This window comes from Candidatus Defluviilinea gracilis (assembly GCA_016716235.1).
GTDB lineage: Bacteria > Chloroflexota > Anaerolineae > Anaerolineales > Villigracilaceae > Defluviilinea > Defluviilinea gracilis.
Genome location: JADJWS010000002.1, coordinates 200,875 through 222,566, shown reverse-complemented (window position 1 = coordinate 222,566; position 21,692 = coordinate 200,875). Strand labels below are relative to the sequence as shown.

Below are 21,692 nucleotides of genomic sequence, written 5' to 3'. Positions count from 1 at the left end.
AGTCTCCTTGATATAAAAACGAGTTAAGCTTTCAAAATTTCTTCCGCGACCGATTTTGCAACCGGCGCATAGTGATCGAATTCCATATTGAACACGCCACGCCCCTGGGTGGCAGAACGGAGTTGTGTGGCATAGCCGAACATTTCAGCCAACGGGACCATAGCGCGCACCGCTTGCGCATTGCCCAAACGGACTTCCATGCCTTGGATCATCCCTCGGCGGCTATTAATCTGTCCCATCACATCGCCAAGGTATTCTTCCGGCACGACAACTTCAACCTTCATCATCGGCTCGAGCAAAATAGCATTGCCTCTTTGCACGCCTTCTTTGAAACCCAAAATCGCCGCCATCTTGAACGCCATTTCGCTTGAGTCGACTTCGTGGAAGGAACCGTCGAACAACGTCACTTTGATGTCTACAACGGGATAACCGGCAAGCACGCCGCCATCCGCCGCTTCTTTGATTCCTTTTTCAATCGGGTTAATGTATTCTTTCGGAATGGCGCCGCCAACGATCTTATTTTCAAAGACAATTCCGCTGCCACGCTCACCCGGCTCAAGGGAAAATACGACATGCCCGTATTGACCTTTACCACCGGATTGCTTCGCGTATTTGTAATCCACTTCCTTGACGACTTTGGTGATGGACTCGCGGAACGCCACGCGGGGCGCGCCGACATTTGCCTGAACTCTAAACTCGCGGAGGAGGCGGTCTACAATAATATCGAGATGCAACTCGCCCATGCCGCGCAGAATAGTCTGGCCGGAATCTTCATCCGAATTTACGTGGAGTGTTGGGTCTTCTTCCGCCAGTTTACGAAGAGCTTCTCCCATTTTTTCTTGATCGGAGGAACTTTTCGGCTCGACAGCAATCGAAATCACCGGCTCAGGGAAGGAGATGGTTTCAAGAACGAGGGCTTTCGTGTCGCACAGCGTATCGCCGGTAAAGCTTTCTTTGAAGCCTAGAACTGCGCCAATATCCCCAGCGCGGATTTCGGTCACATCTTCGCGGCGATCGGCGTGCATACGGATCAAACGACCGATACGTTCTTTCTTGCCTCGCTTGGTTGTGTTTTGAACAGTTTGCCCCTGGCTGACAACGCCGGAGTACACACGAACATAAGCCAAGCGCCCCACATAGGGATCGGTAACGATCTTGAATACCAGCGCGCTCAACGGGCTACCATCCTGCGCGGGTATCTCAAAAGTGTTTTCCGGCTCATCGGGAACCGATACGGTTACGATCGGCTTATCAGCCGGGGAGGGAAGATAATCAACTACGGCATCCAGTAGAACCTGAACGCCTTTATTCTTTAATGAAGAACCGCAGAAAACAGGCGCGGCTTTGACGGCAAGCACGCCTTTACGCAAGGCGGCTTTGAGTTCGTCAATGCTGATTTCCTGACCTTCAAGGTATTTCATTGTCAGTTCATCGTCGAGTTCCGCGATCTTCTCCACCATTTTTGCGCGGGCTTGCTCGGCGTCTTTTTGCATTTCCGCCGGAATATCCGTTATTTTTGGCTCTTTACCGAGATCGTCTTCCCAAATGACTGCTTGCATCGAAAGAAGATCAATGGCGCCTTTGAATGTCGCCTCAAATCCGATAGGGATCTGCATTGCGATGGGGTTGGCGCCAAGACGATCAATGATGGTGTCAATGGTGCGCTCATATGAAGCCCCGACACGATCCATCTTATTAACGAAACAGATCCGCGGCACGCTGTAGCGGTCCGCCTGACGCCAAACGGTTTCACTTTGGGGCTCGACGCCTTGTACCGCATCGAAGACCACCACCCCCCCGTCCAAGACGCGTAGTGAACGCTGAACTTCAGCGGTGAAGTCAATATGTCCCGGCGTATCGATCAAGTTGAACTGATAGCCTTTCCATTCAGCAGAAACAGCCGCAGACACGATCGTAATTCCGCGTTCGCGTTCCTGCACCATCCAGTCGGTCACCGTGGTTCCATCGTCAACGGAACCAATTCGGTGAGTCTTGCCGGTATAGAACATGATCCGCTCGGTCGTGGTTGTTTTCCCGGCGTCAATGTGGGCAATGATCCCTATATTTCGATATTTCTCAAGCGGATACTCGCGAGCCATTCTTAGTTAAACACCTTTTGTTAGGATTTCAAAAACACTCAAATACGATAATGTGAAAATGCGCGGTTAGCTTCCGCCATCTTGTGGGTTTCGTCTCGCTTGCGGATCGCCGCGCCGGTTTCGTTGAATGCGTCGATCAATTCACCGGCAAGTTTGTCCGGGAAAGATTTGCCGGAACGCTCGCGCGCCGCGGTCAGAATCCAGCGGATCGCCAGCGTGGTGCGACGGTCCGTCGAAACTTCCATCGGCACTTGATATGTCGCCCCGCCCACGCGCCGAGGGCGGACTTCCATGGCGGGCGAAACATTTTTAAGAGCGCCGTCGAAAACGTCCATTGGATTCTTCTCGGTGCGCTCTTTGATCAAATCCATCGCGCCATAGATCAGCCCAATGGCAGTGCTCTTTTTACCGCGTTTCAAGACGTGTTGAACCATCGTCTGCACATGGACGCTGTTGTAACGGATATCAGGGAGAATCTCCCGTTTTTCAGGTTTTGCTCTACGCATCTGTCATTACTCCATCAGTTTACTTCGGACGCTTCGCGCCATACTTGGAACGCGCCTGTTTGCGATTAGCAACACCGGTCGTATCCAGCGAGCCGCGCACAATGTGATAGCGAACGCCGGGCAAGTCCTTTACACGACCTCCGCGGACAAGAACCACGGAGTGCTCCTGCAACTGGTGACCTTCACCGGGGATATAGGCAGTCACTTCCAAGCCATTTGTGAGACGCACACGCGCAATCTTGCGCAGCGCGGAGTTCGGCTTCTTCGGCGTCATAGTACGAACGACCGTACATACACCGCGCTTTTGCGGCGCTCCTTTATCCTGGCGGATGCGCCGCTGTTTATAAGTGTTCAAGGTGAATTGAAAAGCCGGCGCCTTGCTTTTCGCCTTCTTGCTCTTGCGGCCCTTGCGGACCATTTGATTGATTGTCGGCACGATCAGCCTCCGATAATAAAATTATTCACAAAGTTTTTTTGCACAAAATGAGGCCATCAAGTCGATCTGTGATGGCCTCACAAGGTAATGCCATGCAAGCGGGGGTAATGCCGCCTTTTTCAATTGGCAACGGAGCGAGATTTTATCACGCTATTAATATAATCGTCAAGATTTTCGCTTCGCTGTTAAGTTGTCTCCAATGCCCAGCAAGCCGGTATCCATGCGAGGCGGATGCTGTTTCTCCTCATCTTTTCCAAACTTGACAACATCACCGCCTTCGCTAACAGCTTCCACTGCCAACCCCAGCGATTGCAACTCTTTGACCAGCACCCTGAACGACGCGGGGATGCTTGGCTCTTCAATCGGCTCGCCCTTGACGATCGCTTCATATGTATTGACGCGTCCCTGCACATCATCAGACTTGACCGTCAGCATTTCTTGCAATGTATATGCCGCGCCATACGCTTCAAGCGCCCACACTTCCATTTCACCGAAACGTTGACCACCGAACTGCGCTTTACCGCCCAGGGGCTGTTGCGTTACCAAACTATATGGACCGGTAGAACGCGCGTGAACCTTATCTTCAACAAGGTGGTGTAATTTCAATACCGTCATCACGCCTACGGTCACAGGCTGATCATACGGGATACCGGTTTTACCATCACGAAGGGTTTGCTTGCCAAGGATCGGCAGCGGCTGACCCGTGGAATTAACGATCTCCTGAGCAACATCCATCAAGCGCGCCTCAGCCACTCGCCCAGCATGACCCTGGGCTTCGATCCACAAGCGTAAGCAGGCGTTCACTGCCGCATCATTGTATTCCGTCCGATCTTTCGGGTTGATCTCGTCCGGATAAAAAATAGTATCGGGGTCGTAATCCCGGTCACGTAACCATTCGGTTGCTGTGGCAAGGCGAGCATAATCCACATCGTTCAGATCGTAGGCATCATACTTGCGCTTACTCAGCCACTCTTCAAGGTAGAGGCGCCGTACTTCATCATCGTCCTGAATCGACTCAGGATCATACTCCTGCTCCTTGATCCATTCCCACGCTTTCACTCCCACTTCCTTCCAAGCCTCATCAATAATCCAGGCGCGGGCGAGTTCGGCTTCGATCTCCTCTTCAGATGCGCCGTCGAACACCGGCGTGACCGCGCGATACCCCAACCGCTTCGCCGCCCAGCCCAGATGAACTTCCAAAACCTGGCCGATGTTCATACGTCCGGGAACACCCAGCGGATTCAAAATTAAATCCACCGGAGTGCCGTCTTCGAGGAAAGGCATGTCCTCCACAGGCACTACTTTCGAGACGACACCTTTATTCCCATGTCGTCCTGCCATCTTATCGCCCGCGGTTAACTTGCGGCGTTGCGCGACCGAAACACGCACCATCATATCCACGCCCGCTGATAGATCGGAATTTTCTTCGCGCGTGAACACTTTCACATCCACCACTTTGCCGCGTTCACCGTGCGGCATGCGCAGAGATGTGTCTTTCACATCGCGCGACTTTTCACCGAAGATCGCTCGCAACAACCGCTCCTCCGGGGTTAATTCTTTTTCACCCTTCGGCGTGATCTTGCCAACGAGAATATCGTTTGGACCGACTTCCGCGCCAATGCGGATGATGCCGTTCTCGTCTAAATCTTTGATCGCATCCTCGCCGACATTCGGGATATCGCGGGTAATCTCCTCGGGCCCTAGCTTCGTATCGCGCGCTTCCACCTCATATTTTTCAATATGCACCGACGTGAAGCGGTCTTCCTGCACAAGTCGTTCAGAGATCAAGATCGCATCTTCAAAATTCCCGCCCTCCCATGAAAGGAAAGCGATCACCACATTTTGCCCTAGCGCCAACTGACCGCTTTCTGTAGACGAAGAATCAGCGATGATATCGCCCTTCTTGATCTTCTGTCCTTTGACGACAGCCGGGCGCTGGTCAATGCACGTGGATTGATTGGATCGTTGATACTTGCGGAGTTGATACGTGTGATTACTTCCGCCTCGTTCGCGGACGGTGATCGTGTTTCCGGTTACCGACGTTACTTCACCGTCAGCCTCTGCCACCACCACCTGACCCGAATCCAACGCGGCGTGATATTCCATGCCTGTCGAAACAAGCGGGACCTCCGGGCGCACCAGCGGCACAGCCTGCGCCTGCATATTGGACCCCATCAACGCGCGGTTGGCGTCGTCGTGCTCAAGAAACGGAATCAGCGCGGCGCTGATTCCGACCACCTGATGGGGCGCAACATCCATGTAATCAACCGATTCGGGCACTGAGAAAATAAAACCGGAGTGATATCGGCAGGATACGCGCTCACGCACATATTCTTTTTTCTCTGTAAGTGGCGCATTCGCCTGGGCAATCACATATTTGTCTTCCGCATCGGCAGAAAGATAATCAAATTGGTCTGATACATACGGAACAATCTCCACCGGCTGCGCCAGCTTGGAGATCTTCTTCATCATCTTCGAATCTATGGTTTCGCCAGCCTCGAACAACACTTCTTCCGATTTCGGGTCGACAATTTTTTCACGCAAGGTGCGACCCTCAAGGCGCTCATCGTCCGCTTCCATAACTCGGAAGACTTTGCGATACGGGGTTTCAATGAAGCCATACTCGTTCACCCGCGCAAACGACGCAAGGCGGCCGATCAAACCGATGTTTGGACCCTCAGGCGTCTCGATCGGACAGATGCGGCCATAGTGCGAGTGATGCACATCGCGCACATCGAAACCAGCGCGTTCGCGCCGCAAGCCGCCAGGTCCCAAGGCAGAAAGAGTGCGTTTGTGGCGCAACTCGGCAAGCGGGTTGGTTTGATCCATAAACTGAGAAAGCTGTGACGAGCCGAAGAATTCACGCAGAGCGGCAACGACCGGGCGGATATTGACCAGCGTCACCGGCGATAATTGCTCCTGATCACGAATGGACATGCGCTCTTTAATCACGCGCTCCATACGTCGGAGCCCGATGCGGAGCTTGTTTTGGATCAACTCACCCACCGTCTTCACGCGGCGGTTACCGAGGTGGTCGATGTCATCCGCAGGCTCGACGCCATTATTGATCTGGATCATCCGTCGGATGAGCCGAATCACATCGTTCTTGGTGACTGTGCGGTGCGGAATCGGGACGTTGAGATCGAGTTTCTGATTCAATTTATAGCGACCAACGCGCTCAAGGTCATAATGCCTCTGGTCGAATAGCTGCTCCTCGAGGAACTGCCGGGCATTGTCCAGCGTGGCAGGATCGCCAGGGCGCATTTTCTTGAAGAACTCAATGAGCGCCGCTTCGGCGATGGTCAGTCCGCCGGAAAGGTCCCATTCAGGTTCCTGTTTTAAAGTAGAGGGCAGGAATAGACGTTCCGGATTATTGTCCACATCTTGAAATAGCGACAACAACTCTTCATCTGTTCCAAGTTTGAGCGGCGAATCTTTTATCCCATCATCGACCGCCGCTAATGCGCGCAGGAACACCGTAATCGGCACCGTGCGTTTGCGGTTGAACTTCAGGATGATGTAATCGGATTTTCGGGTTTCGAACTCCATCCACGCGCCGCGGTCTGGAATCAACTTGGACATGGCGAGCAGGCGACCCGTCGCGCGATCCGTGGGGGCTTCGAAATATACACCCGGGGAGCGGATCAACTGCGAAACGACCACGCGTTCCGTTCCGTTAATAATGAACGTGCCTTTGTCGGTCATCTCGGGGAAATCGCCAAGAAAGATATCCTGCTTAATCGGCTCAGGCACATCGGCGCCTGCCAGTAAGACCGAAACGTATAATGGGCTTGCGTAGGTCAGGTCGCGCTCCACACACTCTTCGATGGTGTGTTTGGGATCGCCAAACCAATATTTTAAGCCCCATTGTTTGGCTTCGGGTCCCCGACCGGGAAAAAACAGCTTCATCCCTTTGTTATACGATTCGATCGGCGACACCTCATGGAAGAGGTCGCCCAGTCCCTCTTTTTTGAGGCGTTCGAATGAATCCAATTGGACTTCGATGAGGTTGGGGAGTTTGATGTTGACAGGGATACGGGCGTAGGTTTTACGAGGCAAAGTGGAAGACATTTGGTTCGCTCCTGGCTATATGTCTGTGCGCCGTTACGAAGTACCCACTCTCATCCCTGAATTTAGTGCTTGCCGGGTAACAGATGCAATTCAAATTTGGGATGCGTTCAAGAGTTAGTAAACACACGAAGCCATCCCGCGCGATGAGCGGGATAGCAAAACTTGATTATATATGAAGGGTTTGATATACGCAAGGGATTTAAGAGATGAATTTCAACCCATTCCCTCATTGCGATTAGGGTGATTCTATCACAAGCAAGATATTTCGCAACTTGATTAGGTTACACGGGGTTTAGATATACGACACTCACCTCAAAACCGGGAGGACGCAATGACAACAGCACAATCCACGATAAATGATCGGCGCGAAATTTTTGGCTGGGCAATGTACGACTGGGCAAACTCGGCGTTCAGCACCACAATTGGTTCGGTTTTTCTGGGACCGTACGTTAGAGGGCTTGCCACGGCAGTTGCGGAATCTGAATTTCTTGCAAGAACCGGCGCGGCCTGGACCGAGGCAAGCGGACAACCGTTGGTCGTTAAATTCCTCGGCCTTCCAGTTGCGCCCGAAGCGGTCATCGCTTTTGCCATATCGCTTTCTGTTGTATTTCAGGCGGGCTTTCTACCCATTTTGGGCGCCATTGCCGATTACTCTCATCGCCGCAAGCAAATGCTTCAACTTTTCGCAACGATTGGCGCATTGGCGACAATTGGCATGTTCTTTGTCACCCTCGACACGTGGACTCTCGGTCCGATCCTATTTATCATTGCTAACCTGTCCTTTGGCGCGGCGCTGGTTTTCTACAACGCATATCTGCCGGATATTGCCAGCGAGGAGGAACGCGACCGGGTCTCATCTTATGGGTTTGCTTTGGGATACATTGGCGGATTTGTCTTGCTCGCCCTCAACTTGGTGTTGTATCTGCTTCATGAGAGTTTCGGGATTTCAGAAAGCATGTCGGTCCGCATCAACCTCGCCTCGGCGGGAATTTGGTGGCTGGCTTTTTCCACCGTGACGTGGAGAAGGTTGCGTTCGCGCCATGCCGCCCATGAAATTCCGCCTGGCGAAAATTTATTAACCGTCGCCTTCAAGCAACTCTCTAAAACAATGGATGTGCCGGCAAAATCCATTGCCTTCTATCTGCTCTCCCCTCTCCTCATATTGATATGGGCGCCCTTGATTACGCCTTTTATCACGCAACTGATCGGCAGTGGACAATTGGATGCGGACCTCGCGCTTCTGCCGGTCTTTGTTCCCCTGTTTGGTCCCATCATCCTGTTAGTTCGCTTCCTGCGTAACAAGTATCGCACCACACCTGAAACATCCAAATTCCTGACATCGTATTTGATCTATAACGACGGTATCCAAACCGTGATCGCCGTCGCGGCTGTCTTTGCCGACGCGCCTCTGATCCGCGGCGGACTCGAGTTGGGACAAACGACCCTGATCTCTGTCATATTGTTGATTCAATTCGTGGCATTTTTCGGGGCGTTGTTCTGGGGCAAACTCGCCAATTGGATCGGAGCCAAGCGCGCCATTATCGTCAGCCTTGTGATTTGGGCGGCGGTTGTGATTTACGCTTACGGCGGCATGAAAGGCGACTCGCGCGCGACGGAGTTTATGATTCTTGGAGCCGTCATCGCTCTTGTCCTCGGCGGCTCACAGGCGATCAGCCGAAGTTTGTTCGCCCAGATGATTCCCAAGAACAAAGAAGCGGAATTTTTCTCGATCTACGAGATCAGCGAACGCGGCACATCCTGGCTGGGGACGTTGGTCTTCGGCGTCGCAGTGACAATCTTTGGCAACTTGCGAATCGCCATCCTTGCGTTGATCTTCTTCTTCGTGGTCGGCTTGGCAATCCTGCCCTTCGTCAACACCGACAAGGCGATAGAAGACGCAAAACGAGAAGGCGCGCACTAATCAAAACGGGCTGAGGATTTCTCCTCAGCCCGTCAAGTTATAACTGCACCTTACTCAGAACGTCCCGCAGGTTTGGTTGACTGAGCCGTGTTATACAAAAAAAACTGCGGGGCGGCGTATCGCATCTATTACAACTTCGGCAGGACAATCGTCTTCTGTCCTTGATACTTCCCCTTCTTGTCTGCATACGAAACTTCACACTCCTCATCCGCCTCAAAAAACAAGACTTGCGCCAAGCCCTCGTTGGCATAGATCTTCGCAGGGAGCGGGGTCGTGTTCGAGATCTCGAGCGTGACGTAGCCTTCCCACTCTGGCTCAAACGGCGTGACGTTAACGATCAACCCGCACCGCGCATACGTGGATTTGCCCAAACAGATGGTCAACACTTTGCGTGGAATGCGGAAATATTCAATAGTCCGCGCCAAAGCAAAAGAATTCGGCGGGATGACGCATACGTCGCCTTTGAACTCGAACATGGATTTCGGGTCGAAGTTCTTCGGATCAACGATCGCCGAGTGGACGTTCGTGAAGATCATGAATTCATCCGCCACACGAATGTCGTATCCGTACGACGAAACGCCGTAGGAGATCACTCCCTGCCGAACCTGCTTGTCAACAAACGGTTCGATCATGCGTTGTTCCTTTGCCATCTTGCGAATCCAGTGGTCGGGTTTGAGTCCCATAGTTATTCTCCAATTGATGTCACCCTGAGCCGTTAGGCGAAGGGTCTCCAATGCCACGAGGAGATTCTTCGCCGCTTTGCGGCTCAGAATGACATGGGTTAGATTTTATTTCACAACAATCACAACCTGCGTAAGTTTTCCCGATTGTACTTCAACTCGCCTTTCATAAAGGCCGCCGTGATACATGAACGTAATACGATAACGCCCAGCAGACAGGTCGTTGATCCCTATATTCTCCTCGCCTAACGCCAATGTTGAATCATACGTTTCAAGGTAGATCAAACCAAGAATTTCGCCCGAGGGAGAAACCTGCTGGAGAGTGATATCCGCTTTTTGTAACGTTGAATTCGCATCCTGAACCGAAATCGCCAACGCGCCAAAATCTGATTTGCTTGGCAAGAGCCACAATTCAGGGTTGACCATCGAAAAATAATCCTCCACAGCCCCACGGCGGACTTCAAAATGGAGGTGACTCCCAATCGCCACGCCACTGCGCCCCACTTCGCCGATCTTATCACCCGCTTCAACACGATCGCCTGTTGCAACATCAATTTTGGACAGGTGGGCATACAAGGTGAATAATTCATCGTCATGTTGAATCACAACAAGGTTGCCATAAAAAATTGTCCAAGGGGAATAAATTGCTACCTCGTCTGGACCTGCGAAGACGACAACCCCCTCCCCCGCCGCATGGACAGGAGTCCCCAACTCGTTGATAAACTCCACGCCGCGATGCGGGTCGCGCGTCCCGTTGCCTGTCGACGCGAACGGATACGTTCTCTCCACCGAATCATTCGCAGGAGGGTGGATCGGTCGCTGGAGGAGGAAATGTCCATCGGTAATGCAGAAATCGGCGGTGAGGGGATTGCAGGGAATTGGAGTCGCTGTCTGTGTTGACGTTGGAAGCGCTGTTGCTGTTCGCGTGGGAGGAATAGAAGTGGACGTTGGTTCGAAAGGAGGTTGAATCGTTGATGTTGCGCTAACCACTGGCACAACCGTTTGAGTCGATGAACAAGATACGAGGAATATCAAAAAAAGAAAACTGGAAATAATTCTCATGCGGACTATAGAAACCCCGAAGGGGTAAAACGATTATAGATTGTTTTGTAGCTATTCTGTTGTTACGCAATAGATGCTACGACGCGAGATGTATTTCGATTTTGATGTTATTCATGAGAAAGGGCGACATGAATGTCGCGCTACGGAAGCCAAATCGGCTTTGCTTGCGTAACGTCACTAACTAAATCCCACCCCGCTCCTTCATCACTTTGCGGATTTTCGATTCAAGGGTGTCTGCTTGTTTTTCGAGTTCGGTGAGTTCGCTCAAGTATCCATCCCCAGCGGATTTGTCTGGCAATGAATGGATGTTGATCCGCACATTGTAGGCGGCGGCGGTGAGCGATGCGCGCGACATGGCAAAACCTGACAGCGCGTCGCTGATGGCGTTGAGGTTGCCATGCTCGGCGCACTTGACCGCGAGTTCCATGATCTTGACGGATCGTTCAGCTGAATGAAGAGGGATATGCGCGGCATTCAACGTGGCGCGTTGGATCGCGGCAGTGCGGGCTACTTGTTGTTCTTCAGTCTCTTTCGGTAATTTGAATGCACCAATGACCGCCTCAAACGACGCGGCGTCGTCGTCCACGGCTTGGGTCATTTCAGCGCGGAGTTTTTCAGCCATCACGCGCACGGCTTGCATCTCGGCTTCGACTTCGGCGTATTTTTTTCTCCCGATGGTGAGACCCGAAACCATCGCGACCAGCGCGGCGCCCATTGCGCCAGCATACGCGGCGGCGGATCCGCCTCCAGGCGCGGGCAAGGCGGACGCTAACTCGTCTAAAAATGAAGCGGGCTGAGGGGGGGGAGAAGCGGCGGCGGAGGACGAGGTAAAGAGTCGAGACTCGAGAATCTGTTCGGGAGAGAATGAATCCAATTGGGTGTACCAGACCGCCGCATCCACCAACGCTTCTTGCGGAATCAATCCGACGAGTTCGCAGTGATGAATGTTCACGCCGTATCGTCCCGCCTCGCGTCGAATGAACTCGACCACGCGCGCGATGGGCGTTTCGTGAAAGTTGGTGAGATTCATCGAGACCTGCGCGCGTCCATCCACGAGCAAGCCGAGACCTTTCACATATCGAAGCCCGCCCGATGAATGACGCACCGCCTTCGCGATCTTTTTCGCGATGCTCACATCGTCGCTCGTGAGATAGACGTTGAACGCAATCAGCGGAGCGCGCGCGCCGATAACTGTTGCGCCCGCCTTCGGAAGTTTGCTCGGACCATAATCGGGTTTGCGATTCGGATCGGACTCAATTTCGGTCTTGAGTCCCTCGTATTGCCCCTTGCGGATGTTTTCGAGATTCGCGCGCTCGGGACGCGTTGCCGCCGCTTCATATAAATAGACGGGGAGGCTGAGTTCGCCCGCGACGCGTTGACCAAGCCTTTGAGCGATCGCAACGCACTCGTCCATCGTCGCGCCACTGAGCGGAACGAACGGACAGACATCCGTCGCGCCAATGCGTGGATGCTCGCCCGTGTGCGCGTCGAGGTCAATGAGTTCGGCGGCGGTCTTGATCGCGCGGAACGCGGCTTCCTCCACGCCTGCGGGCGAACCTGCAAAAGTCAGCACCGTGCGGTTGTGGTCGAGGTCGGAGGAGCGGTCGAGGAGTTTCACCTCGCTGACCGCTTGGATGGCGGCGACGATCTGGTCTATCACTTCAGGTCGCCGCGCTTCGGAAAAGTTGGGGATGCATTCGATGAGGGTAGTCATGTAGTTGGTTAGTCCGTTGGTTGGGTGGTTTGTTGTGGATTAGTGACGCAATTATAAAGGGTAGAAGATTTTTACGGGAGGTAATGTATAATTTCGAAACTGAAAACTATGTTTGATATAGAAAAAATAGATGTGGTAGTCAATCAATTTATTGATGTAAAACAAGAAACCAGTATAGAAAATTACTGGAACAATGTTGCTGAAGTTATTACCCAGACACTAGGTTTTTACTTCGCTGGGATATACCTATCTGATTCCAATAATAAATTTGTGGTCTTCAAAGGAGGAAGTGGAGAAGCAGGAAAAGCATTTTTGAAAATTGGACATAAGTGCAAGATTGTTAACGGCAAAAACCAATCATGGCACGCGGGGACTGCCGTTTACTCGAATGAAATACAATTGATAAATTGGGCAAAAGGGGAAATTCTCGGCTATCAAATTATGGAACGCAAAGTTGTCAATAGAAATTTCCTAGCGAAAATTGGCAAGTTTTGGAGTCCTCAGTTGCCACTTACCCAGGGAGAATTATTTATCCCAATACAAACAAATCATAAAATAATCGGGATCCTAGAAATCAATCTCGATGTGGAGCCAAAGTTTTCGGAAGAAGAAATAGTTAAGCTATGCTCTCTGGCAGATCACATTGCTTCAATATCTAGGGGAAAATTAGGTGTAGATAATCTCTGACACAACTCATACACAACCAACGGTAAAAATCAAAACACGCACTTCGTCAAATATATAAATCTATATTTACGAGGTGCAGATGTGAGTCCAAACAATTGGAATCGGGGGATTATTGATGAATTTCGAGCCAATCAAGGTAAGGTTGGGGGACATTTTGAAGGGAAAACATTGCTTCTCTTACATACCACTGGAGCAAAGAGCCAAAAGCCGCGTATCAACCCGGCGGCATACGTGAAAGACGGTGACCGCTATGTGGTGATCGCATCCATGGGCGGCGCGCCGACGAACCCAGACTGGTATTACAACCTCGTCGCGCATCCCTCGGTCACTGTGGAGGCGGGGACGGAGAAGTTTCAAGCCGAGGCGAAAGTGATGAGCGACGAACCCGAACGGACGCGACTCTACAACAAAATGGCTGAAATGATGCCCGCCTTTAACGACTATCGCCAGAAAACGAAGCGCGTCATTCCTGTGATCGTGTTAGAGCGCAAGCATTAAGTCTCCTTCAACTCTGTAAAATCCAATTCCCTCCTGACTTCGTTGGGAGGTTTTAAGGTATCATCGGCAAAAAATACAGAGCGGAAATTCGTCAATCGGAGAAAAACATGAAACTTCTTCGCCCTCTTTTATTGATTGCCGTCGTCGTCTTCACCATCGCCTGCAACGCCATCCTACCCACCGAGGAACCTCCGGGCGTGGGAGACTCCGCCGAACGCGGCTACGCGCTCAGCGAGCCAGTCATTGCCGCGCTGGAGGAATACAAAACAGACCATGGCGTCTACCCAGCCACGCTTGACGAACTCACGCCGGACTACATCCCTGAAACGCCGAAGAAAATTGACGGGTTGGATTTTTCGTACAGTTCCACCGGCGATAGTTTCATTTTTTCCTTCCACTATCTCGGTCCTGGCATGAACACCTGCGCTTACACGCCCGAGGAAGAATGGCAATGTTCGGGAGCATATTGACACTTCGTATCAAACGGAGTTAACCAAGACTTACGCGCCATTGGTTTATTGCCCGCTACTTTACGCCAATCTCTGCAAATTTCAAAGTGAATAACGAAAGCATCCAAAAAAACAAACTCGCCAGCGAAAGATCGGTTTCGCTGGCGAGTTTGTTTCTCTCATACCTGCAAGCGGTTACTTTTCCGCCTCCACTTTCACCAGCACGGCGCGCGCAACAACGCGCTTCAAATACGTATTCGTCTTCTCGTCGAAATCTTTGCAGGTGACCAGCGTCAACCATGTTTGTTCCTCGTGCTTGAACACCGACGAATCCTTCGGGCTGACTTCGCGGTTCGCGCGAATTTCATAAATGTATTTCTGCCCATTGGCATGGACGATGACCTGGTCGCCATACTTCAACTTGCCCAAATTTACAAACGGACCCGGCAAGCCGCTCGCCAACACCACGTGACCGGTCAACACGCTGTTTCCCTGCAAGGTTGGGAAAGCGCTTCCTTCCAGCCACCCAGCCTGTTTACCCAACCAGGCGACATTCCACCCCCCATTGCGGAGCGGCACGCCGACGATGTTCATCTTCACGCCGAGCGAGGGGATCTCCAGCCAGATATCGTTGGCAAACTCGGAATACGACTCGCGCGGCACATTGCTCAAGTCGGTGACCGCGTTCGGGGCAAAGCCGGTCGCGGGAATATCTGCCCGGATGGCATTCGATGAACCGGTGCCCGGCGCGCCCAGCACCAGAGTTGAACTTACGCCGTAGACATCGATCGGATCGCCGGGGTCGTAATCGCGTTCAGTCGAAAATATATTGCTGTTCTGTTGCCCCGGCGGATTGCCCACCGGGCTGGGCGGAACGCCCGGCAGACTCGTCCATGCCACAGTGCCTACATTCGTGGCAGGCGCCGACAACACAGTCACATCAAACGTGATGCGCCCATCGCCGCCGCCCAATTGGAAGTTGCTCCACGCGGCAGAGATCGTCCGCGTGCCGGCGTTGTACAAACACGCGCCCACATCCGCAGGTTGAGCGCCGGCGTTGCAGTCCAATGAGCCGAGAACCATATCTAGTTCCACCGGCAACGGATCGGAGACGACAAGGTCGTACGCGTCTGTTTCGCTCGCCGCGGTATGGTTGATCGTCAACGTCAGGGTGACCACAGAACCAACAGACACAGTGGACGAACTGGACGTTTTCAGGATCGACACATCCGGTTCCACGATGGTCACCGTCGTTGCGCGCGGACCCACTGTGCCGGCATCCGAACTCCAGACCGCGCTGTTGTCCAGATCGACGCCGGAGACGTTCGCCGCGCTATCGAGAATCACGGCGCGATAGTCGATCGTCAGGGTTTGTGGAGCGCCGGGGTTGGTGAGCAAGCCAAAATTAAAGGTGACGCGTCGCCCCACATCCACCGGCGTTCCGCCGCCGGCATCATCCACAGTTGGGTTGGCGCAGATGGCGGCAAAACCTCCCGCGATGGAAGTGATCAACGTTCCGGCGCTGATCGCCGCGCAATCGATGAACGAAAGACCGCGCTCCATGGTATCCACCAACTGCGCGTTGTTAAAAGTTCCGGTCGGAATGGTGATCTGAACCCGGTAGGTAACGATCTCGCCGATGGCGACATCCGGGTCGATCGTAAATGCCTGGTTGCTCGAAAGCAGTGTTTTGGCAAAGCCGCCGGGGTTGGCTTGTTGAATGAAACCAAAATCGAGTGTGGGATTCGAAGTGGTTCCGTTATTCTGTGTGACTGTGTTGTTCGATGCCGCGCCGGCGCTCCCCGGCGTGAGCGTGATCGCCGCGCTCGAAACCGCGCCCGAACCTGTGCCGATACCATTATCGTTATTGTCCGCATTTACATCGGGGTCGGTGGAATCGGCGGCGTCGAACGAGTCGATGGCGCTGAGGTATCCCGCAGGCGGTGTAACGCGCGCAATGTAATCGCCCTGGGGCAAACCGTTAAAGAGATACGCTCCGCCCGCGCCGGTGATTATGCCGCCTGCCGCATCGTCTGCCGTTCCCAAAATACCGTCGGGACCGACGTTGATCTCGGTTGCGCCATCTGCGGCAAATAATTGAACTGTCGCGCCTGCGATTGCCACATCGCCCGCGTCGAACACGCCGTTGATGTTCACGTCTTCAAACACAAGGTTGCCCAACTGCTGGCGATAAAAGCCGAAATCCACAGTCATATCGGCGCGATTATCCGCCGCGCCCTGACCCGACCCGGACAGATCCGTTTCTCCGGTTGGTTCAGTGGAGCCGGGTCCAAGTGTGACGGCTGAACTGATCACCGCCCCAGCGAACGCGCCGGCATTTTGGCGCGCGCCGTTATCGTCTGTGTCCGATACAACGAGGTCGGCATCCGGGGCGGCTGTTTCACCGATCACGCCCGCGCCGCTGATCGTTGTGCCGCTGCTCCAATATCCTTCGAGCGCGCCGCCGCCTGCAAAGTTGCTCGCGGGCAGAACCGCCACATAATCCCCGGCGATCAGGTTATCGAAGCGATAATATCCGCCGCCTGCTGTTGTGGTAGTCCCCAGCGCAACCCCTGTGGGATTGCCCGCTCCATCTGCCGCGTAAAGTTGAACGGTTACTCCATTCACCCCAACTTCGCCCGCGTCGATGGCGCTGTTGTTATCTGTATCGAACCAGACGCGGTTGCCGAGGCTATATGGAACGGTCACCACGCCTAGATCGACGCGCGGTTCGTCTGTTGTGCCAGTGGCATTGTTGGCGGAAGCCTCGGCGCCCGGCGTGAGCGTGACCACCTCAGTCTGGATGACTCCGCCCGCGCCTAACACGCCTATGACCGATCCGTTATCGTCGTTATCGCTCGTGTCGACATCCGCATCGGGCGCGGGTTCGTATATTCCGCCGCCCGAACTGGAGGTCAACCCTTCGAGCGTGCCGCCCACGTTGAATTCTGCCGCGGCAATACGCACGATGTAATCGCCGGCAGGAAGACCGGCAAACGAATAATCGCCATTGCCAGCGGTCGTGGTTGTGGCGATGACCGTCAAGCCATCGCCGGACAGCAATTCTAAATCGACTCCGTTAATGCCGATCTCGACGCCCAGCAAGCCGTCATCGTTCGCGTCTGCCCACACGCGGTTTCCAAGAGTCATCGTGTAAAAGCCAAAGTCCACCGTCATATCGGCGCGGTTATCAAGGGCGCCTTGCCCGCCGGAGAGGTCGGTCTCGCCGGTCGGTTCCGCTGAGCCGGGACCCAACGTGACCGCCGCGCTGAGGACTGCCCCGTTGAATGCGCCGGCGTTTTGAAGCGTGCCGTTATCGTCGGCGTCGTTGACAACAAGGTCGGCGTCTGGAGCGACAGGCTCGCTGAGCGCCCCGTTCGGGAGGCGAGTCGTGCCGGAGGACCAGTAACCAGCCAACACGTCGTTGGAACCGTTGACGATGAAATTATCCGCCGCGACGACGACCACATAATCCCCGGCGACAAGATTATCAAAGCGATAATATCCGCCGCCCGCTGTAATTTGATTGGCAAGCGCCGCGCCGGTTGGGTTGCCCGCTCCATCCGCGGCGTATAACTCGACCAGCGCGCCATCGATGCCAAGTTCGCCGGCATCGAGCGCGCCGTTGTTGTTGGTATCGAACCAAACGCGGTTGCCGAGGCTGTAGGCGCGCACAAAGCCAAAGTCCACCGTTGGGTCGGATGTGGTTGCGGTTGCGTTCGTCACGGTGATATTTGCGGCAACTTCGCCGGGCGTCATAGTAAGCGTCCCGCTATTCACGGCGCCGCCGGCAACGCCAATGCCGTTATCGTTGTTGTCGGTGTTCGTATCGGGGTCGATCGTGTCGGCAGGCGCGGCAGTATCCACCGTGCTGGTGAATCCCACCGGCGGCGTGACGCGCGCGATGTAATCGCCGGCGGGCAACCCGCCGAAGGTATACACGCCGCTCGCGCCGGTAATCACTCCGCCAGGCGCGTCATCGGCTGTGCCCAGAATGCCATCCGGTCCAACATGGATCTCAGTGACGCCATCCGAGGCAAACAATTGCGCCGTTGCGCCAGCCAGCAAGGCATCCGTTCCCGCATCATAATCGCCATCGCCGTTCACATCTTCAAAGACGAGGTTGCCAATTTCGACCCGGTAAAAGCCGAAGTCAACTGTGCGGTTGGATCGGTTATCCGGCGACTCGCCCGCTTCAGGATTCGCTACCGGGTCTGTCTCGCCCGTAGGTTCCGATGTGCCCGGCCCCAACGTCACCGCCGTAGATGCCACGTAATCGATGGCGGCGCCGGTGAGGGTTGTGCTCCCGTTATCGTCGCTGTCCAGGACGGTTGTGTCCGGGTCGTTCGCGGTTGCGTCGGTGATCGCGCCGTTCGCCGCCATCGACGTGAGACTGCTCCAATATCCCGCCAGCGGATTCGCCGGCACGGTATCCCCCACTCCCACATCGCGGAAGTTATCGTCGGGGATCAAAACCACAAAGTCGCCCGCGGGGAGATTATCAAACCGATAGTAGCCGCCGGCATCGGTGGCATCGAACGAGAGGAAGGTGTCGCCCGCATCCCACACGCCCGGCGTTGCGCCGTTATCCTGGAATAATTCCACCCGGACCCCGCTCACGCCCACTTCCGCGTTGTTCAACAAGCCGTCATTGTTCGTGTCAAACCAGACGCGGTTGCCCAAACTATACGATTGTGTGAAACCAAAATCGTAGGTGTGATTATTATCGCCCGCGTTTCCCGTTGTGATCGTAATGACCGCGTTGTTTCCATTATAGGTTCCATCCGAATCGCGCTGATCGGCATCGGCATCTGCCGGGGAGAGCGCCAACCCGGCAAGCGGGGCTTGCTGGCTCCCGCCCAACGCATTGGGAACGCGTATCTCGTAGGTGGTATTCGGGTCGAGGGTGTCGAGCAGGTAGATGCGACTGCCGGTGGAGGCGCCGGGTCCCGAACTAAAGTAATAACTCCCGTTCGCATCGGTCACGGCGGTGGCGATCAAAGTTCCGCCTTGATACAGTTCCACGGTCACGCCTGCGAGCGGTAACTCGCCCGGGTCTTGAATCCCGTCTCCGTCCGATTCCATCCACAGACGATTCCCGATCTCGATGGGAGCCATGTAGCAGAATCCTTCCACGTCGCCGATGCCGGCGGCTTTGCCAAAGAGGCTGGCATTGTCGGTGCGCGGGAATAACTCAAAGGCGCGCGTGCGCATGCCGGTCAGGTTGCTGAACCATGCCACCCCGCCCGAGCGAATATCGAATGGATCGTATACAGAAACGGCGATCTCGTCGGTGCCCGGCATAAGCACCAAGCCGCCCAATGTCACCTCGTTGTGGGTGCCGGAGTTGAGCGCGCCGGACACGGCGTACATATCCTGCCAGTAATATTCGCCGCCACCCGGTCCTTGCGCGGGCGCGCTCCCTGCCCCGCCGGTGGTGATGCCTCCGCAGGTGGCGTTATTCTCCAACACAAAAGTTCCCGCTACATTGCACACCCGCAAGATATCGCCCGCCGAGGTGCCTTCAAAGGTGGAGCCGGCGTTGATGGTCACCGAAGTGATCGTGTACCCGGTCGTAAAATCGTAAAAGTTGAACGATGTGGTTGCCGCGGAGGTGGAGTAGTTGACCTCGCCGGTCTGGTGACCCATGCGATCCATCAAACCTATGAGCATATCGCCATCTGTATCGAATTCGATATCGGACAGGATCGGCTGGGGATAGATCAATTGATTTCCGTAGGAAAGCCCGGGCGCGCAAGGCGCTTCGCAGAGGGTGGTGAACACGTTCGACCAGGGGCGCCATTCTGCCGGGTAACCGGGCGCGTCCGCGCTGACCACGCCGCGCGGATAATTCAAGGCGAATTCATACACCAGCGTCCACGCGCCCGGCGCGGATTCGCTGGTGCGAATAATATACGCGCGCAAGTCGTTGACGCTCTGAGTGCTCTCAGCCGAACACACCACGCCCACATACACATTGCCTTGATACACTTCCACCGCCCACGGGCGCGTGTCGCTTGCCGCGCAGGCTGTCGCGCCGGGGGGAAGAGTGATGGCGGTTGCCGTGTTATAGGTTGCCGGCGCAACGGCGGGAATGCCAATATCGAGAGAGTAAAGTGAACGGTCTGTAAGGTTGATCAACCACAAGGTATCGTCGGACGCGCCGATATCCATATCGCCGATCGCTTGTTTGCCCACAGCATCCCACGCGTTTGGATCGTTGTTGGGGGTGGCTGAAACAGCCGGCAAGCCGCGCGCGGTGTCATCCAGCGCGCCATCATCCACGCCGGCGAAGGTGTCGATATCGACAAACGTGGAAACCGATGTGGAGGCGCCCGTTACCGGGTTTACGACAATGGCGTAAATTCCGCCGCCGCCCAATGAGCCAAACCCCGAATGTCTCTTTGCCAGCGCGGCGGCAAATACTGTGTTGGTCGAGCGTTGATACGCCAAGCCCCAGGTCGCTCCGATTTGCGCGTTGGTTGCCAAGATCTGTTCAACCGTGTTATTCGCGCGCCCATAGGCAGAATTGGGTATCGAAACCATGGCGTCGGTGGCGCCAGATGAACCGCCGCCTAATGGATCGCCATTGACATAACAAGGCATCACCAGGAACGGGTTGTTCTGGCAGTATTCATCCGGTTTGGATAACCCCAAATCTACACCGGCAGAGGGACTGGTGACGAACTGGACCGTTGTTCCCGAGTCCCTGCCGAATGCGCCGGGGCGAAGCGCGGCAGGAATCCCCGTGAATTCGATGCGGACTTGCGTCCCGTTGGGGATGGCGAGCGTGTATCCCCCGGAGGCATTCGTCACCGCGCTTGCCACAACGGCGCCGGTCGCGTCATACGCCGTGACGGTAATGCCGGCAACGGCGGTATCCCCCGCGCCGCGGACTCCATTATCGTTGTAATCGGTAAAAACGTTTCCGCTCACGGTGTTCGGGTTGGCGCTTGTGATAACCAGTTGGGCGCGGTTGTAGAAGCCCGTTTGCCCCGCGCTCGTATCGCAGATACGCAACACCCAGGTTCCCGCAGAATTTTGCCCTTTGAACGCGCTCAATAATTCATAGGGTCGCGCGGATGTTCCGGGAGGGGCGGTCTGTCGATCGTAATAAGGAAAGCCGACGCTGTCATTGCTGTTATCGTAGATCGAGCCAACCGCCGTGTCGTCCAGCATGATGTCGTAGTTATCGTAATCGTCCGGGCTGGCGATGGTCGGCGCGCCCAAGCCGCCACCGGAGATCAAGACGACCGTTGTCCCCGCCGGCGAAGTGAGTGTGACGCGCACGTCACTGCGGCGGGTATGATTAAGATTCACGCCAACGTTAATATCTGAGATTACGACATTCGCGGCAACGGCGATATTCCGCGTCAGCGGAGCGCCGCAACTGAGATCAGTAATTGGAGCAAAGACCGGCCCATCATTGACTGTGGTGGTTAATGCGCGCGCAACAGACACCCCCATCGGGTTAAAAAGGAAGACAAAAGACAAAACGAAACAAAGTATTCGAATAACCAACCCATGGGGTGCGGTTCTCATAACACGCCTCACAGCCGGGCGCGCCCG

General features: G+C 54.6%; 12 protein-coding genes. 4 read left to right on the top strand and 8 right to left on the bottom strand.

Annotation, left to right across the window (positions count from 1 at the left end):
* Window positions 1–23: 23 nt before the first annotated feature.
* The 4 genes from fusA to IPM31_11845 form a co-directional block, all read right to left on the bottom strand.
* On the bottom strand, window positions 24–2,099 hold the full coding sequence (gene fusA / locus IPM31_11860) for an elongation factor G (GenBank protein MBK9007677.1): 2,076 nt from the start codon (window positions 2,097–2,099) through the stop codon (window positions 24–26).
* Window positions 2,100–2,137: 38 nt separating this feature from the next.
* Window positions 2,138–2,605 (bottom strand): 30S ribosomal protein S7, encoded by a 468-nt coding sequence (gene rpsG / locus IPM31_11855; protein ID MBK9007676.1) that lies wholly within the window; start codon window positions 2,603–2,605, stop codon window positions 2,138–2,140.
* A gap of 19 nt (window positions 2,606–2,624) precedes the next feature.
* Window positions 2,625–3,041, bottom strand: coding sequence for a 30S ribosomal protein S12 (gene rpsL / locus IPM31_11850; protein MBK9007675.1), 417 nt, complete (start codon window positions 3,039–3,041; stop codon window positions 2,625–2,627).
* Window positions 3,042–3,206: 165 nt separating this feature from the next.
* Window positions 3,207–7,112 (bottom strand): DNA-directed RNA polymerase subunit beta, encoded by a 3,906-nt coding sequence (locus IPM31_11845; GenBank protein ID MBK9007674.1) that lies wholly within the window; start codon window positions 7,110–7,112, stop codon window positions 3,207–3,209.
* Window positions 7,113–8,220: 1,108 nt separating this feature from the next.
* On the opposite strand from IPM31_11845, the gene IPM31_11840 reads away from it, so the two are divergent.
* Complete coding sequence (locus IPM31_11840) at window positions 8,221–9,033, top strand: MFS transporter (GenBank protein ID MBK9007673.1); 813 nt, start codon at window positions 8,221–8,223, stop codon at window positions 9,031–9,033.
* Between the two features lie 128 nt (window positions 9,034–9,161).
* On the opposite strand, the gene IPM31_11835 is transcribed toward IPM31_11840, so the two are convergent.
* The 3 genes from IPM31_11835 to ftcD all read right to left on the bottom strand — a co-directional run bounded on the left by IPM31_11835 (window position 9,162) and on the right by ftcD (window position 12,489).
* Entirely contained in the window at window positions 9,162–9,716 is a 555-nt protein-coding gene (locus tag IPM31_11835) for a dCTP deaminase (GenBank protein MBK9007672.1), read from the bottom strand.
* A 105-nt stretch (window positions 9,717–9,821) separates the two neighbouring features.
* Entirely contained in the window at window positions 9,822–10,703 is an 882-nt protein-coding gene (locus tag IPM31_11830) for a M23 family metallopeptidase (GenBank protein ID MBK9007671.1), read from the bottom strand.
* Between the two features lie 253 nt (window positions 10,704–10,956).
* Window positions 10,957–12,489, bottom strand: a complete 1,533-nt coding sequence (ftcD, locus tag IPM31_11825) for a glutamate formimidoyltransferase (protein ID MBK9007670.1) — start codon at window positions 12,487–12,489, stop codon at window positions 10,957–10,959.
* A gap of 108 nt (window positions 12,490–12,597) precedes the next feature.
* Here ftcD and IPM31_11820 point away from each other — a divergent pair, with 108 nt between their 5' ends.
* The 3 genes from IPM31_11820 to IPM31_11810 all read left to right on the top strand — a co-directional run bounded on the left by IPM31_11820 (window position 12,598) and on the right by IPM31_11810 (window position 14,144).
* Complete coding sequence (locus IPM31_11820; protein MBK9007669.1) at window positions 12,598–13,176, top strand: GAF domain-containing protein; 579 nt, start codon at window positions 12,598–12,600, stop codon at window positions 13,174–13,176.
* Window positions 13,177–13,257: 81 nt separating this feature from the next.
* Window positions 13,258–13,674 carry a nitroreductase family deazaflavin-dependent oxidoreductase gene (locus tag IPM31_11815; protein MBK9007668.1) on the top strand — a complete coding sequence of 139 codons (417 nt, stop codon included), beginning with the start codon at window positions 13,258–13,260 and terminating at the stop codon, window positions 13,672–13,674.
* A gap of 107 nt (window positions 13,675–13,781) precedes the next feature.
* Window positions 13,782–14,144 carry a hypothetical protein gene (locus IPM31_11810; protein MBK9007667.1) on the top strand — a complete coding sequence of 121 codons (363 nt, stop codon included), beginning with the start codon at window positions 13,782–13,784 and terminating at the stop codon, window positions 14,142–14,144.
* Window positions 14,145–14,318: 174 nt separating this feature from the next.
* Here IPM31_11810 and IPM31_11805 read toward each other — a convergent pair whose 3' ends face one another.
* Complete coding sequence (locus IPM31_11805) at window positions 14,319–21,665, bottom strand: sortase (protein ID MBK9007666.1); 7,347 nt, start codon at window positions 21,663–21,665, stop codon at window positions 14,319–14,321.
* Between the last annotated feature and the right edge of the window lie 27 nt (window positions 21,666–21,692).

Coding starts and splice junctions, on each gene's coding strand:
- fusA (MBK9007677.1), bottom strand. CDS start 2,099: ATGGCTCGCGAGTATCCGCTTGAGAAATATCGAAATATAGGGATCATT.
- rpsG (MBK9007676.1), bottom strand. CDS start 2,605: ATGCGTAGAGCAAAACCTGAAAAACGGGAGATTCTCCCTGATATCCGT.
- IPM31_11845 (MBK9007674.1), bottom strand. CDS start 7,112: ATGTCTTCCACTTTGCCTCGTAAAACCTACGCCCGTATCCCTGTCAAC.
- IPM31_11840 (MBK9007673.1), top strand. CDS start 8,221: ATGGATGTGCCGGCAAAATCCATTGCCTTCTATCTGCTCTCCCCTCTC.
- IPM31_11835 (MBK9007672.1), bottom strand. CDS start 9,716: ATGGGACTCAAACCCGACCACTGGATTCGCAAGATGGCAAAGGAACAA.
- ftcD (MBK9007670.1), bottom strand. CDS start 12,489: ATGACTACCCTCATCGAATGCATCCCCAACTTTTCCGAAGCGCGGCGA.
- IPM31_11820 (MBK9007669.1), top strand. CDS start 12,598: ATGTTTGATATAGAAAAAATAGATGTGGTAGTCAATCAATTTATTGAT.
- IPM31_11810 (MBK9007667.1), top strand. CDS start 13,782: ATGAAACTTCTTCGCCCTCTTTTATTGATTGCCGTCGTCGTCTTCACC.
- IPM31_11805 (MBK9007666.1), bottom strand. CDS start 21,665: ATGAGAACCGCACCCCATGGGTTGGTTATTCGAATACTTTGTTTCGTT.